The 14,244-nt window shown below is 54.4% G+C and carries 12 protein-coding genes; 3 read left to right on the top strand and 9 right to left on the bottom strand.

The window, feature by feature from the left end:
• Positions 1-73 precede the first annotated feature (73 nt).
• Genes MKY64_RS29850 through MKY64_RS29840 form a run of 3 tightly spaced genes read right to left on the bottom strand, consistent with a single transcriptional unit; the run spans position 74 to position 3,610 of the window.
• The gene (locus MKY64_RS29850; RefSeq protein WP_340957510.1) at positions 74-1,141 is read right to left on the bottom strand and encodes a sensor histidine kinase; all 1,068 of its coding nucleotides are present in this window, start codon (positions 1,139-1,141) and stop codon (positions 74-76) included.
• A 2-nt stretch (positions 1,142-1,143) separates the two neighbouring features.
• Complete coding sequence (locus MKY64_RS29845; protein ID WP_340957509.1) at positions 1,144-1,815, bottom strand: response regulator transcription factor; 672 nt, start codon at positions 1,813-1,815, stop codon at positions 1,144-1,146.
• Complete coding sequence (locus MKY64_RS29840) at positions 1,745-3,610, bottom strand: ABC transporter ATP-binding protein (RefSeq protein WP_036726164.1); 1,866 nt, start codon at positions 3,608-3,610, stop codon at positions 1,745-1,747. Before MKY64_RS29840 ends, MKY64_RS29845 begins: the two co-directional genes overlap by 71 nt.
• A 240-nt stretch (positions 3,611-3,850) precedes the next feature.
• Between MKY64_RS29840 and MKY64_RS29835 the strand changes: the two genes are divergently transcribed.
• Positions 3,851-5,068, top strand: coding sequence for an MFS transporter (locus MKY64_RS29835; protein ID WP_036726163.1), 1,218 nt, complete (start codon positions 3,851-3,853; stop codon positions 5,066-5,068).
• Positions 5,069-5,241: 173 nt separating this feature from the next.
• Here the strand turns inward: MKY64_RS29835 and MKY64_RS29830 are convergent, their stop codons facing one another.
• Positions 5,242-6,954: a glutamine--tRNA ligase/YqeY domain fusion protein gene (locus MKY64_RS29830; protein WP_036726158.1), complete on the bottom strand. Its 1,713-nt coding sequence runs from the start codon at positions 6,952-6,954 to the stop codon at positions 5,242-5,244.
• 271 nt (positions 6,955-7,225) lie between these two features.
• Here MKY64_RS29830 and MKY64_RS29825 point away from each other — a divergent pair, with 271 nt between their 5' ends.
• Both MKY64_RS29825 and MKY64_RS29820 read left to right on the top strand, forming a co-directional pair.
• Complete coding sequence (locus MKY64_RS29825; RefSeq protein WP_036690395.1) at positions 7,226-7,471, top strand: DUF2164 domain-containing protein; 246 nt, start codon at positions 7,226-7,228, stop codon at positions 7,469-7,471.
• Between the two features lie 42 nt (positions 7,472-7,513).
• Complete coding sequence (locus MKY64_RS29820) at positions 7,514-8,062, top strand: GNAT family N-acetyltransferase (RefSeq protein WP_036726157.1); 549 nt, start codon at positions 7,514-7,516, stop codon at positions 8,060-8,062.
• A gap of 403 nt (positions 8,063-8,465) precedes the next feature.
• Here the strand turns inward: MKY64_RS29820 and MKY64_RS29815 are convergent, their stop codons facing one another.
• The 5 genes from MKY64_RS29815 to MKY64_RS29795 form a co-directional block, all read right to left on the bottom strand.
• Positions 8,466-9,128, bottom strand: a complete 663-nt coding sequence (locus tag MKY64_RS29815) for an MOSC domain-containing protein (RefSeq protein WP_235191902.1) — start codon at positions 9,126-9,128, stop codon at positions 8,466-8,468.
• Positions 9,118-9,642, bottom strand: coding sequence for a GNAT family N-acetyltransferase (locus MKY64_RS29810; RefSeq protein WP_036726156.1), 525 nt, complete (start codon positions 9,640-9,642; stop codon positions 9,118-9,120). Before MKY64_RS29810 ends, MKY64_RS29815 begins: the two co-directional genes overlap by 11 nt.
• A gap of 58 nt (positions 9,643-9,700) precedes the next feature.
• Positions 9,701-10,912 carry an MFS transporter gene (locus MKY64_RS29805; protein WP_036726155.1) on the bottom strand — a complete coding sequence of 404 codons (1,212 nt, stop codon included), beginning with the start codon at positions 10,910-10,912 and terminating at the stop codon, positions 9,701-9,703.
• 543 nt (positions 10,913-11,455) lie between these two features.
• Positions 11,456-12,283, bottom strand: a complete 828-nt coding sequence (locus MKY64_RS29800; protein ID WP_036726153.1) for a formate/nitrite transporter family protein — start codon at positions 12,281-12,283, stop codon at positions 11,456-11,458.
• Between the two features lie 238 nt (positions 12,284-12,521).
• Complete coding sequence (locus MKY64_RS29795) at positions 12,522-13,886, bottom strand: FAD-dependent oxidoreductase (RefSeq protein ID WP_340957503.1); 1,365 nt, start codon at positions 13,884-13,886, stop codon at positions 12,522-12,524.
• Between the last annotated feature and the right edge of the window lie 358 nt (positions 13,887-14,244).

The following is a 14,244-nucleotide window of genomic DNA, read 5'->3' as shown; positions in this document are numbered from 1 at the left end:
CCGGCCTCCTGGCCAGTGAATATCCGGCTGAAGTACCGGCGCTGATTATTCGCCTGAACGGCGGGTTCATGGCTCATCCGCTCTGCTGCGGCAGCCGCACGATGAACGCCGTCCCCTCTCCGGGACGGCTCGTTACGTCTACGCTGCCTTCATGGAGCTCCACGATCTTCTTCACGAGCGGGAGGCCCAGCCCGCTTCCGCTCCCGCTGCTGACGCTTCTGGACTTGTCTGCCTTATAGAACCGTTCGAAGATCCGCGCCAGCTCTTCTTCGCTCATGCCTATCCCGCTGTCCCTGACCTCCACCTCGGCCCATTCCCCCATGCTGCGCACAGTGACGGTGATCCGTCCGCCCTGGGGGGTGAATTTGATGCTGTTATGCAGCAGGTTGGTCCATACCTGGCTCAGCAGATCCTGCACCGCAGTCACGGTGGTCTCCTGAAGCTCGGCCTCCACCTCAATCTCCTTGCCCAGCCACTGCGGCTCTGCGGCCAGGATCATCCCCTGCACTTGCTTATCCAGCCTATAAGGCTTCCGCTCGAACGGGAAGCTCTCTGCCTCCAGCACGGACAGCTTCAGCAGATTGTCGCTCAGGCCGGACAGACGGCGGCTCTCCGCTTCAATAATATCCAGGTAATGCTTGCGGATCTCCGGACTAAGGTTCTCCTCTTGCAGCGCGGCAGCGAACCCGCGGATCGAGGTCAGCGGCGACTGAATCTCATGGGATACGCTGGCGATGAAGTCCTGCCGCATCAGCTCCATCCGGCTCAGCTCACTCGCCATTTCGTTAATCCCTTCCACAATCCCTCCGAACTGCCGGTACTGGCCGCTGTTCTCCAGTTCAATCTTGAAGTTGCCTTGAGAGATCTGCCGCATGGCTGTAAGGATCGGCCTATAGAAGTTCTGATCCTTACCGCGTGTAGCGAAGGCAATCATCGCCCCGCAGACGAAAAAGATAATAATCTGCATCGCCATCACAAACAGGTGATACCCATATTCGGAGAAGGACCAGTGAAAATAATGGACCAGCAGCCTTGAGCCGAAATAGCTCCCGTTCCAGGTGATAAAGAACATGCTCAATAGTCCGGCTATAGGTCCAACTATTTTGACTTTCTCCCATATCTTCTTGGCTCTGTGCTTCATGCCTATCCCTCCAGCCGGTAGCCAAGCCCCCGGATCGTGCGAATGGAGAATCCGAATCGCTCCTGCGGAAACCGCTCGCGCAGACGGCCTACATGAACATCCAGCGTCCGCTCATTGCCTTCGTAATCGTAGCCCCAGATCTCTTCAATCAGCCGGTCACGGGTCAGCGTCTGCCCCCGGTAACTGGCCAGCTTGAAGAGCAGCTCGAATTCCTTCAGCGGCAGCGTGAACTCGCCATGCTCGGACAGCACCTCATAGGTGGCGCGGTTCATCCGCAGACTGCCAACGGTAACACTCTGGGCGGCCGAAATCTGGTAACGCTTCAGCAGTACTTTGACCCTGGCGATCAGCACAGGCGGCTCAAACGGCTTGACCAGATAGTCGTCTGTGCCCAGCTCGAAGCCTTTGACAATCTGCGAGGTCTCCCCTTTGGCCGTCAGCATCAGAATAGGGAAATCATACCGCCCCCGCAGCTCCCGGCACAGCTCCCAGCCGTCCATATTCGGCATCATAATATCAATGATCGCCATATCCGCCGCAGTCTCTTCGAGCAGCCGCAGCGCCTCCAGTCCGTCAGAAGCACTCAGCACCTCGGCTATCCCTTCAGCTCTCAGGAACACTCCCACCAATTCGCGGATGTGCGGATCGTCGTCCACTACCAGTATTTTGACCATAGTCTGTAGAACCCTCCTCTATTCCTTGGCTCAGAAGCTCAGGTGTATTCAGCTGCAGCTGCTGCTCGGCGAATTCACGGTACAGCTCATGGTCCCTCAGCAGCTCCTCATGCGTGCCTTTGCCGGTGATCCGGCCCTTCTCCATAAAAATAATCTGGTCCGCATTCACCACCGTAGCTAATCTGTGAGCAATCACAATCGTAGTCCGGCCCTGCATCAGATTGCCCAGCGCCTTCTGCACTACGGCCTCCGACTGGCTGTCGAGGCTTGAGGTAGCCTCATCGAGCATGAGAATCTTCGGATCGCGCAGCAATGCTCTGGCGATGGCAATCCGCTGCCGCTGTCCGCCGGACAGCTTGACGCCGCGTTCACCGACATCCGTGTTGTACCCGTCCGGGAGTTCTTCAATGAAGCCGTCAGCGTAAGCCATGGCCGCAGCCCGCTTCAGCTCCTCCTTGCTGATCTCGCGGTCCAGCCCGTATCCGAGATTCTCGGCAATGGTACCGGCCAGCAGCGGACTTTCCTGTGAGACATAACCGATTCTCTTCCGCCAGGATTTCAGAGAGAACAGCGAAGCCGGTTTGCCGTCCAGCCGGATGACTCCGCCCTGCGGCTCATAGAACCGTTCCAGCAGCGAGAACAGGGTTGTTTTACCGCCGCCGCTCGGGCCGACAATGGCAGTCACCTGACCCGGCAGCATAGTGAAGCTTACCTTGCTGAGAACCTTCTCGCCCGTCTTGTATCCGAAGCTGAGATCTTCCACTGCAATCGGACCCTCTGTGCCCTCAGCCTCTTCCACACCTTCATACACCTCTTCCTCTGCAGCAAGGGTCTCAATGATCCGCTCGGAGGCACCCTTGGCCTTCTGGAGCTGGGTAAAGAATTGCGTCAGCTGTGTCAGCGGCATAATAATCTGGATCAGATACAGAATAAAGGCGACCAGTTCGCCGGCGGTGAGCGCCCCTGAGGATACCAGCATCCCGCCATAGCCGATAATGACCACCAGCAGCATCATGAAAACGAAGGAGATCAGCGGGCTGATCAGGGCGCTGATCTTGCCTTCACGAATCCCGAAGCCCAGCAGGTTCATGATCCCTTGCCGTCCGGCCTCATATTCCTTCTGCTCCGCTCCCGAGGATTTCACCAGCCGGATCTCGGACAACACACCGCTGAGCACAGCGGTGAAGGAGGCCGTCTCGTCCTGCGTGCCTTTGGAGATCTTATACATCTGCCGTCCCAGCGGCACCAGAATGAGCGCCGACAGCGGGAGCACCGTGAACAGCACCAGCGTCATTTTCCAGTTCAGATAGAACAGCACCAGGACAGAGCCGACAATGGAGATGAGGCCGGTGAACAGACTGGCCAGATGCTCCGAGATCAGTGTCTTGAGAATTCCTGTATCATTAGTCATCCGGCTGACGCTCTCGCCTGTCCGGTTCTCATTGTAGTAGGAGACGGGCAGCACCAGGAATTTGCGCCACAGCCTGTCACGAAGCCCGGCCACAACTTTTTGCCCGATGGCATTCAAAAGATAGATCGAGACTCCGCCGGCCACGGTCTGCGCAATGAACGCTCCGGCGATGCCGGCAATCTGCAGCTTGCTGACAGAAGCCAGCGAGAAGCCGTCCACCAGATTCTTCGTGAACATGGGAATGACCAGACCGACCAGTGTCGAAATGATGCTGAGGCCAAGGGCCAGCGCCAGCAGCAGATAAGATGGTTTGGTTTCGTGCAGCAGCTTCAGGAACGGCCTCATGGCCGCGCCCTGCTTCTGCGGTGCCTGCTTGTTTGTCATAAGGAATCCCCTTTTCCGGCAGATAGATGTATGGAGCAGTGGCGCCCCGCTTCCGCCTTAGAACCCAGAATAACTGACCTATGTAAACTGAAGTTAAACAGATATTTTGCCATTGATTTGTAGTTCCCCATAAAAGTTGGTTTGTATCCCTTTTCAACAAATGTTACAGTGATATCAGCGGCATCATAAGACGGCCACAGCAAGAATGCAAGGCATCCTAGCGGGAAAGGAGTGCAACGTTTGCGGGATCAATCCGATAAGCAGCTGTCTTTCACCTCTCTGAAATGGTTCAACTTCTTCGTATATGGAACGGTTGTCCTCTTCACCAGCTTCTTTCCCTTATATCTGCAGGATGTAGGGATGAATAAGCTGGAGATCGGGAGCCTGATGTCTGTAGGCGCACTGGTCTCCATTATTGCCAACCCCTTCTGGGGCATCTGGAGTGACCGGTATCAGAATATCCGGCGGATTGTCCTCGTCATGCTGACGGGAACGCTGGTCTTGACCCAACTTGTCTTTCAGGCGAATACATATGAAATGATCTACATATCCATTCTGTTCTTCTATTTCTTCCAGGGGCCCCTGTTCGCCCAGAGCAACACAATGATTCTCAGCTATATTGACGGAACCAGCCGCAGCTTTGGCTCTTTCCGGCTATGGGGATCACTAGGCTGGGCTTTCACCGCCATCCTTGCTGGTCCCGTAATTGAATGGGCCGGCATCTCTGTGCTGTCCTATCTGTTTGCATCACTGCTCTGTGCGGCGATGATTGCACTAATCACGCTGCCGAAGCTGGACCATTCGATCGGAATTGCCCCCTTGCCCTTCAAAGGCATGAGCCAGATCTTCCATAACCCGTTCTTCCTGTGCTTCATCCTCTTCGGCATCCTGGTCTCGATTCCGAATACGATGAATAACACCTTTGTGTCACTGTACATCACGGAGCTGGGGGGAAGCAAGACCATGATCGGTCTCGCTGTGTTCCTGTCCTCCATCCTGGAGATGGGAGTGCTGCTCCTGTGCAATTACGTTCTCCGGCGTAAAATCTCTGTCCTGCTCGCCTCACTTACGCTGGTCAGCGCGCTGTTCTTCCTGCGGTGGTGGCTGATGGCCGATGCAACGACTCCGCTGCAGGTCGCACTTATTCAGGTGCTGCACTCCATTACCTTCGGCGGCTTCTTCTATGTCGGAACCCAGCTGACTATGCTGCTGGTGCCAAAGCCCTACCGTTCCTCGGGACAGGCTCTCTACACGCTCACCTGGAGCGGAATCTCCGGCATTCTTGGCGGCGTCCTCGGCGGCTGGATGTATCAGACCCTCGGCGCGCAGACGATGTATCAATCCGGTGCGCTTCTTGCCCTGTTCGGGGCGATCGGCTTCGGAATGATGTGGCTCACTGTCATTCGCGGCAGCTACCGCCCTCCGGCTGATCCCGAGGACGAGCTGGCGGAAGACTAGGAATACGCACAACTGGAAACGGCTTTGCCGTCCTTTAAAGGGACGGTACCGTTTCAGCGAGAAATAGAAGGATAATTTATAGCGTAAAACATATAAATTCTTATATTTGGATACAGCAAACAGGCTTGGCCTCCCGGCGGGAGACCAAGCCTGCCTGCTTATATGCAGCTCTTCTAGCCTTTTTTGGGCTGGAAGGAGCTTTTGAGGGATACAATCAGATTGAACACCAGATGCTCCGGCGACGAATACTTGCTGTCTACGTTGAAGTACCCGTGACGGAAGAACTGGAACTTGTCCTGCGCCACACTGTTCTTCAGCCCAGGCTCCACGAAGCCCTGCAGGATCTCGATGGAATTCGGATTCAGCTGATCCAGGAAGGTTGGCTCCGGCTTGTCAGCGGAAGCTTCCAGACCTTCTACTTCTGCATCCGTCTCCGCCTCTTCGGCAGAGATCAGCGGCTCATACAGGCGGAATTCCGCCGGTACAGCCTGGCCTGCATCTACCCAGTGCAGCGTTCCCTTAACCTTGCGGCCGGTGAAGCCGCTGCCGCTCTTCGTCTCAGGATCATAGGTACAGTGCAGCTCCACCACTTCGCCGTTCTCGTCCTTGATGAAGTCGTTGCACTTGATGAAATAAGCATTCTTAAGACGCACTTCATTGCCGGGGAACAAGCGGAAATACTTATTCGGCGGAATCTCCATGAAGTCATCGCGTTCAATATAGATCTCACGGGAGAACGGAATCTGGCGGTTGCCCATCTCCGGGTTCTCCACATTGTTCTCAATTTCGAAGTATTCGGTCTCGCCTTCAGGATAATTCGTAATAACCACCTTCAGCGGCCGCAGCACAGACATCGTCCGGGGAACCGTCAGCTTGAGATCTTCACGGATGAAGTGCTCCAGCATCTGCAGGTCCACCAGCCCCTGGCTCTTCGAGATGCCGGTCTCATGCACGAAGCTGCGGATGGCCTCCGGTGTATAGCCGCGGCGGCGCAGCCCGGAGATCGTCGGCATGCGGGGATCATCCCAGCCGTCCACATGGCCTTCATCGACCAGCAGCTTCAGCTTGCGCTTACTCGTAACGGTCTGGGCCAGATTAAGGCGTCCGAATTCATATTGATGCGGTGCAGCCTCCATGTCACATTCCGCGACTACCCAGTCATAGAACGGGCGCTGGTCCTCGAACTCCAGGGAACAGAGGGAATGGGTGACATGCTCAATGGCATCCTCCAGCGGATGTGCGAAGGTATACATCGGATAAATGCACCATGCGTCGCCCGTATTATGGTGATGGGAGTGGGATATCCGGTAAATGACCGGGTCACGCAGATTGATGTTAGGAGAGGACATGTCAATTTTGGCGCGCAGAACCTTCTCGCCGTCCTTGAATTCTCCCGCCTTCATACGGTGGAACAGATCAAGGTTCTCTTCCACCCCGCGCTCGCGGTAAGGGCTGTTCTGCCCCGGCTCCGTCAGGGTTCCCCGGAATTCACGGATCTGCTCGGCGCTGAGATCATCGACATAGGCCTTGCCCTTCTTGATCAGCAGCTCGGCCCGCGCATACATCTCCCCGAAATAATCCGAGGCGAACCGCAGCTCCTCCCATTCATACCCGAGCCATTTCACATCCTCCTGGATGGAATTGACATACTCGGTATCTTCCTTGAGCGGATTCGTATCATCGAATCTCAGATGGGTCTTGCCGCCGAACTCATCCGCCAGCGTGAAGTTAATCCAGATCGCCTTGGCATGTCCGATATGTAAATAACCGTTCGGCTCCGGCGGAAAGCGGGTGACGACTTCCTTAACCTTACCCGAGCGGAGATCTTCGGTAATGACGTTCTTAATGAAATTGGAGGGTGTACCCTGGTTCTCCACATTGATCAACCTTTCATTCTGTAATATAACTACTTCCTTGTATGAACATGTTTCCTATTAATATACCCGTTAAGCCGGGAATGTTCAACAAGCGGAAACGGCATTGCCGTCCTTTTAAAGGACGGTACCGTTTCAGCGAGAAATAGAAAGATAAGTTATCGTGTGAAACATATAAATTTTTATATTTCAAAAGTTAAGCAGCCGCCGCATCCTTTGACTTCTCTCCCGGCGATGGAGTAGCATGATAAATATAGGAATATTAAGCTAAAGGGGGATGCTTATGCAACCGGTAAAACTGCCTAAAGAGCAGCGGGAGATGATTACGGAGAACATCCGTGCTTACTTCGAGGCGGAGCGCGGGGAAACGATCGGCCACCTGGCCGCAGACAATCTGTTGGAGTTCTTCCTGAAGGAGCTGGGGCCGGCGATTTACAACGGGGCGCTTAGCGACTGCCGCACGCTTGCTCTTCAGCGCATGCAGGCCCTGGAGGAAGATATCTACGCCTTGGAGTGGCAGAAGCGTTAGTTCAGCGAGGCTTATAACTCACAACGCATAGGGGGCAGCCGCATGTTTAATTATGTCATAGATGAAGAGCTGAAGCTGAAGCTGCTCATGCCGGAGCATGCCCGTCAGATGTTCGCCCTGGTGGAACGCTCCCGCCACCGGCTCAGACAATGGCTGCCTTGGGTGGATGGCGTAGCCGAGCAGGCTCATCTTACCACGTTCATCAAGAACTCCGTGAAGCAGGGAATTGATAACGGCGGCTTCACTGCCGGACTGTGGGTCCGGGAGGAATTGGCCGGCATTATCGGCTATCACGAGATTGACTGGCATAACCGCTCGGTCGGCATCGGCTACTGGCTGGGCGAAGGCTATGAGGGACAAGGCTATATGACCAGTGCCTGCCGGGTCTTTGTCGATTACGCCCTGCTGGAGCTGGAGCTGAACCGCATCGAGGTCCGCTGCGCTACAGGCAACCTGGCCAGCAGAGCTATCCCCGAACGGCTGGGCTTTATTTTCGAAGGAGTCATCCGCCAGGCCGAGAAGCTGCCTAGTGGTTATGTGAACCATGCAGTGTACGGCCTGCTGCGCAGCGAATGGAAGCTGCTGGGCTGAGCGGGGAGGGCTGCCGGTCATAGAGCACGGGTGCGCGGAGCATACAGGGGAACGGGTCGGTCGGGTCGGAGGATTCGGGGGCATTTCTGCTCCTCATTTCCGCTCCCGGCCCGCTTTCGGCGGATTCAGGAGCACCGATATAGTTGGATTTTGTCCACTTACTGATGAACGATTGGCCCGTGCGCGAACTGGAGTTGGATAAATAACACTTAATTTCTCACCTTTCGTCTAACAGGGCTGGAACTAACTATTTTAGTTGCTCTTTTTCCACTTGTTTTCGGTTATTTGCCAGAAGTAGGCGAGATAAGATACGTTTTTCCACTTGTTTACTTGAAGGGCGGGTTGAGGGCGGCGGAGCGACAGAGTAGCATGTGCAGGTGTGGAGTGGAGAAGGACGAGTGTCTTAGCTCTCCGCCGCATCCAGCCATCTCTGGAACCGCTCACGGATACCAGCCGCAAGGCTCTCCAGTCCGGCCAGCTCAGCCAGCCCGGCAGGGTCCTTACGCCCATGCTCCATCGAGTACAGTACCTGTCTCACCGGGAAGCTTCCCGCACCGCTCTCCAGCTTAACAATCCGGTCACCGGCTGCCACCCGGCCTTCACGCAGCACGCGGAAATAGAATCCGCTATACCCCGTGGACAGCACCTGAGCCGGCATATCCGCCGGTCCATGCTTCTGCGTGAGCTTGAAGCACGGGAAGCGCGGCTGGCTGACCTCCAGCAGTGCCGTACCGATCTCAAAAACATCCCCGATGCACACCTCGGTCTCCAGCAGTCCGCTCGCCGTGATGTTCTCGCCGAAGGCGGAAACCTCCAGCTTCCGGCCAAGCCACTCCTCCCAGTGGGCATAATGCTCCACCGGATAGACGCAGACTGCCTTGTCAGGGCCTCCATGATTGACCAGATCCGCTTGCCCGTCTCCGGTGAACCCACCCACCCGAAGCGCAAGCGGCCCGGCTACCGGCAGCTTGTAGATTCCGGTGTCCAGCGGCTTACCGCGGTACTCCACCGTCTTCGGCTTGCCTACATTAAGCGAGACGACTTGCATCTTCACTTCACTCTCCATCCCCTTCTCCTCCCGTCAGCCTGCAGCTCATAAATACTTCATCCACATAACGTCCGCTTAAGTAGAATTCCTCCCGCAGCCGTCCCTCTTCCTCGAATCCGCATTTGCGGTAGAACTGAAGTGCCGGTGTATTGCAGGAGAGCACACGCAGCCGCAGCTTGCGGATGCCATGCCCCGCGGCATGGCGCTTGATCTCCGCGATCAATCGGCTGCCTACACCCAACCGCTGAAAGCGCGGGTGCACAGCGATATTCACCTCGCATACATGGCGGTTGCTCTCCATCCCGCTGGGACAGCCGAAGCCAACGTAACCACATAGCTCCCCGTCCTGCAAGGCCACAAGCTGGGAGCCGGGCGGCGCATGCAGCAGATAGTCCTCCCGCGAGCGCCACATCAGCGGACCCGGGGTTGTATTCTCCGTCCAGATCATATTATCGAGCACGATCAGCTCACGGGCATCCCTGATTTCGGAAGGCCGGATAAGCAGTGCAGCATCACTGTTAATTGGTTGCATTATTATACCCCCTTGCCTTACTAAGCAGATAGAAAAAGATTAGTTGCAGCGTGAACGATTATGCAGTCCTGCGCTCAAGCTGTACAGCTGAACGGTTCATATAGGCGTGAAGCGCGAAGAATCCTACGGATAGCACAGCCATGCCGCAAGCGAGCCAGCCGGTTGGCGCAAGACCGCCCCTGTCGAACTGAACACCCATCAGATAAGGCCCGATGACACGGCCGATTGCGCCAATTCCGCCGCTCAGCCCGAGATAGAACGGCGCGCTGCGCTGGGCATGCTCCGAGATGAAGGAAGGCATCGCCGGAGAGATCAGCATCTCCCCAAGGGTAGCCAGCACCATACCCAGCAGCATCCCCGGATAGCTTGGCATAAACAGAATTACAGCATACCCGCCCAGGTAAAAGACGGCGCTTGCTGTCATCTGCGCAGTTGACGTCTGCGCGAACCCGCGCTTGATCAGGCTGACCAGCGGCTGCGCCGCGAAGATCAGCACACCGTTCAGCGTCCAGAGGAAGCCGTACAGCTGCTTCGACCAGCCTTCCGAGATAATGAACGGCGAGACTCCGCTGTTCCAGATCGAATTGCCGATCAGCAGGAACATCGAGCCCACCGCCATGAACAGATAGATCCGTATATGACCGAGGAGTCTCCAGCCCGACACTTCATTCTGCGGTTGCTTTTTCGATACTGTGCTGTGAGCCGGAGCCGTCCCTACCTTACGCAGATAGACGAAGAAGAATCCGGCAAATACGGCCGAGGTCACCCCGTTAAGCACAAAGCTCAGCATATAATTGCCCAGGAAGCCGCTCAGCGCGGTTCCCAGGGCTACCCCTATATTATTGGCAACATAGATGATATTGAACAGCTCTGCGCGCTGCTCCGCGAACCGGAAACCGATAAACGCCTGGATCGCCGGGAGGGAGAGGGAGTTGAACAATCCCATCATACCCATAACGATTATGAATACGCTCCAGCTTCCGCTCGCCCACGGGAGGGCAAACAGCGTCAAGGCATTCATCGCCAAAGCGCCGACAATCAGGCGGTTCACTCCTACCTTATGATACAACGAACCGCCCAGCAGCTGACCGGCAATCCCGCCAAGTGACTGCACCAGCAGCACGATTCCCGCGTCTTTCATACTGCGTCCCAGTTCATCGAATACATACATTGTAACCAGCGGCCACATCAGTGCACTGCCGGTAGCATTAATCAGACTGGCAATCAAGAATACTTTAATTTCCTTCGGATAGGCCTGCATGAATCTCATATCTTGTCTGTCATCCCCTGTAACATAGCTGTCATTAATCCATCCAGTATCATCCCAAAACAGGGGGCGGGGCAAGCATGTGCGTTAATGCTGTATCGCGGGAAACCGGGATATAATTTGTGATATTTATATTCTATAACCCGCTCTTTCACACGTAAACAAAAATACCTTGCCGGCACTGATTCGTTCCCCGGAAGCCGGGGTAATGATCCATATGAAACACTCCCTATTTTATTCACCGTGAGATCCGATTTCGTTCCCCCGAATCGGATTGCACGGTGAATTTTGTTTTATCCGGAGGATGATCCTGCTGTACCTATACCAAACAAGTAGAAACGGCTTTGCCGTCCTTTTACAGGACGGTACCATTTCAGCGAGAAAGATAAGGATAATTATAACGCGAAGCATATAAATTCTTATCTTTATACAAAAACACTCCCTGTCTCTACGAATCCCTTGAAGCAGGGTGCCGAGAAGCAGGAAGTGCTAGGCAAGCTATGTTACAGTCCGGCGATGTGATTCACCGGGTCAGGTCCGTATTCATTAAGCGTGTTTCTTCAATCCAGCAGCAGGTACGCCTGCGGCTGGACTCACAGCACCCGGCTCCTTGCGCAGATAAGCCATCCAGTACGCCGCAGCCACGAAGATCGCGCCGCCCGTCAGATTGCCCAGCCAGACCGGAACGAAGTTGGCCGCATACTGGCCCCAGGTGAAATGTCCTTCGAAGATCGCAGCAGGGATAAGGAACATGTTAGCTACAACGTGCTGGAAGCCGATGGCCACGAACGCCATGGTCGGAAACCAGATACCGAGGATTTTGCCGCTGAAATTGTCTGCCCCGTACGACAGCCATACCGCCAGCGCTACCAGCCAGTTACAGCCGATCCCGGAGATAAAAGCCTGCAGGAACGTAGCATCGATCTTATGCTCCGCCATACTTACCAGCTTCTCCAGATACACGCCATCTGATGTAAGGCCAACGATGTGACCGAAGAAATAAGCGACGAACAAGGCGCCTGCCAGGTTGCTGAGCGTGATTAGCACCAGGTTCTTCATGACTTCCCAGAACGAAATCTTCTTCGCCATAAAAGCCAGCGGCACCGCCATCATATTGCCCGTAAGCAGTTCGCCTCCGGCAAGCAGCACCAGCACCAGTCCAACCGGGAACACCGCAGCCCCGATGAAGTTAGCAATGGACCCCCACTCGGCGGGTGCACCGGCAATGACACGAATATCCAGCAAAAATCCGAGCGCGATAAACGCTCCTCCCAGGAAACCGAGAATGAGTACAGTGCTGAGCGGATTATGCGCCTTCTTAATTCCGTTCTCTACCGTCACTTCAGCGATTCCCTGCGGTTTGTTATAAGCCATGATTCCTATCCCCTTCGAATTACTTAAAATTTGTTCCTTTATGCCATTGTAACGTGATCCCAATCACATTTACGTGATAAAAGTCACTATCATAAAAACCACGTGAAAGTTTTCACTGACATGTCAAATTTACCATAAAAGCGGGCTGTACAGAAATTTTTTTTCATTCCCGGCTGCCATTGCATCGAGAGTTCACAAAAAAAGAGCCCTAAGCGGGCTCCGGCAAAATATTCAGCTCTTATACGTGTACAGGTTCTTTAACGGCAGCCAGCTTCGGCAGAGCCTGAAGGCCTGCGGTGTTCAGGAAATTCCATGGCTTGTTGTAATGCGGCTGGAAGAAGAAGTCGATGAAGGCTAGCTGGTCCACGGTCATCTTATTCTGGATGCAGACCGATACGGTATTGATCGACTGCGTCAGATCCATCTTGGACATAATCTGCGCGCCCAGAATGCGGCGGGTGGCACGGTCAAAGACCACTTTTACCTGAACCTGCTCGAAGGTCGGCATGAACTCCGGACGGTAGTTGTCGATCAGCATCACGCTCTCCGTATCCATTCCCTCGGCTGCAGCAGCCTCTTCAGTCAGTCCGGTTCCGGCAATATTGTCCTCATAGATCTTGATGCCCGATGTGCCTTGCGTACCCATGTAAGGGATCGTGTTCGAGACCAGATTGCGGGCAACCAGCGTTCCCATACGCACTGCGTTGGTGGCCAGCGGGATATACGCGTGTTTACCAGTCGGATTGTAATGAATCGCGCAGCTGTCTCCGGCAGCATAGACATCCGGCAGGCTGGTCTGCATATAATCGTTAACCATAATTGCGCCGTTCGGCAGCATATCGACTTGGCCCTTCAGCAGCTCGGTATTCGGACGGAAGCCGATGCAGAGTATAACCAGATCCGTCTCATGTTCACCCTTGCTCGTTATCACCTTGGTCACTCTGCCGTTCTCACCTGCGAAGGAGGCGACCTTCTCGCCCAGCGCCAGCTTAATGCCGTGATCCTCAAGCGACTGCTGGATCGGTGCGGTGAACTCTTCATCGAGATATTTGCTCAGGATGCGAGCTTCCCCATCAATCAGCGTAACTTCCTTGCCATTCATCTGAAAAGCCTCTACCAGCTCGACCCCGATATAACCGGCGCCGACCACAGTAATTCTGTTCACCTTCTGTGCTTCTTCGATAATGGTATTGGAATGATTGTAGTTCTTCGAGAGCAGGATGCCCTCCATCTCTATTCCTTCAAGCTTAGGCACAATCGGCCATGAGCCTGTTGTCATAATGAGTTTGTCATAAGTATCTTCCATTTCCTCACCGGTCACGAGGTTGCGGGCTTTTAGGGTTTTGCGGGCGGTGTTCACGTTGATTACCTCATGACGCATCTTCGTCTGCACACCCAGGGCGGCAAGTTGTTCCGGGGAGGAATAGAATAGTCCCTGCGGGTCCTTGACCACACCGCCAACGTATAAGGCAATGCCGCAAGACAGGAATGAGATATTATCGTTGCGCTCATACACCGTAATCTGGGCATCCGGGTATAACTGTGCGGTATTTACAATGGCGGCCGTTCCGGCGTGGGTACATCCAATAACTGCTACTTTCATAATTTCTTCCTCCTCAAAGTTGAAAAGCTTATTTAGTAGGGCTTGTGATTGCGTCTGTAAAAAAGTGCTGTACTGACTGCGTTTATACAACTTTACATTTGTGATTGTTTTCACTTTATATACTGATTATATTGTGATATTTATCACATTGCAAGAGTTATTGTGATTTTTCTCACATTGTTCACAATTTCAAATTTTAATAACTTTGGAGTTTCACCGCATCATCCACTCCATTTGTAACGCCGCTGCACTCTTCAACCTTGGCTTAGTTTCCCCCGGAGGAGGGGCATTATGTCTGCCAGGAGCAGGAAACAGCAGGAGTGAATCTGGCCTACGCGGCGCGCCCGGTCCAATTGTG

It is taken from the genome of Paenibacillus sp. FSL R7-0210 (assembly GCF_038009085.1).
GTDB classification, from domain to species: Bacteria; Bacillota; Bacilli; order Paenibacillales; family Paenibacillaceae; genus Paenibacillus_AQ; species Paenibacillus_AQ silagei.
This window is presented reverse-complemented; position numbering and strand designations above follow the sequence as displayed.

Bases quoted from the DNA above. Each gene is read 5' to 3' on its own strand.
- MKY64_RS29850 (WP_340957510.1), bottom strand. From the start codon at position 1,141: ATGAAGCACAGAGCCAAGAAGATATGGGAGAAAGTCAAAATAGTTGGA.
- MKY64_RS29845 (WP_340957509.1), bottom strand. From the start codon at position 1,815: ATGGTCAAAATACTGGTAGTGGACGACGATCCGCACATCCGCGAATTG.
- MKY64_RS29840 (WP_036726164.1), bottom strand. From the start codon at position 3,610: ATGACAAACAAGCAGGCACCGCAGAAGCAGGGCGCGGCCATGAGGCCG.
- MKY64_RS29825 (WP_036690395.1), top strand. From the start codon at position 7,226: ATGCAACCGGTAAAACTGCCTAAAGAGCAGCGGGAGATGATTACGGAG.
- MKY64_RS29820 (WP_036726157.1), top strand. From the start codon at position 7,514: ATGTTTAATTATGTCATAGATGAAGAGCTGAAGCTGAAGCTGCTCATG.
- MKY64_RS29815 (WP_235191902.1), bottom strand. From the start codon at position 9,128: ATGGAGAGTGAAGTGAAGATGCAAGTCGTCTCGCTTAATGTAGGCAAG.
- MKY64_RS29810 (WP_036726156.1), bottom strand. From the start codon at position 9,642: ATGCAACCAATTAACAGTGATGCTGCACTGCTTATCCGGCCTTCCGAA.
- MKY64_RS29805 (WP_036726155.1), bottom strand. From the start codon at position 10,912: ATGAGATTCATGCAGGCCTATCCGAAGGAAATTAAAGTATTCTTGATT.
- MKY64_RS29800 (WP_036726153.1), bottom strand. From the start codon at position 12,283: ATGGCTTATAACAAACCGCAGGGAATCGCTGAAGTGACGGTAGAGAAC.
- MKY64_RS29795 (WP_340957503.1), bottom strand. From the start codon at position 13,886: ATGAAAGTAGCAGTTATTGGATGTACCCACGCCGGAACGGCCGCCATT.